The organism is Neokomagataea anthophila (assembly GCF_018122595.1).
GTDB lineage: Bacteria > Pseudomonadota > Alphaproteobacteria > Acetobacterales > Acetobacteraceae > Gluconobacter > Gluconobacter anthophilus.
This window is the reverse complement of record NZ_JAGRQH010000197.1, coordinates 1-224: the sequence shown is the minus strand read 5'-3', so window position 1 is coordinate 224 and position 224 is coordinate 1. Positions and strand designations below refer to the sequence as shown.

Genomic DNA, 224 nt, shown 5'->3' with positions numbered 1-224 from the left:
AGTAACTCTTCATGACTGAACGGCTCGCCTTCCGCCGTACCCTGAACTTCAATCATGCGGCCGTCTTCCATCATCACCACGTTCATGTCAGTCTCTGCGGCAGAGTCCTCTACATACTCAAGGTCACACAACGCTTCACCTTTCACAATCCCGACGGAAACAGCAGCTACCAGACCTTTCATCGGGTTAGCTTTCAGTTTACCTGCTGCAACCAGCTTGTTAAG

1 pseudogene is annotated in these 224 nt (G+C 50.9%); it reads right to left on the bottom strand.

The annotated features are described in order from the left end of the window. A pseudogene (locus KB213_RS12460) lies at nucleotides 1-182 on the bottom strand (ribonuclease PH); the annotation flags it as partial. Nucleotides 183-224: the final 42 nt, after the last annotated feature.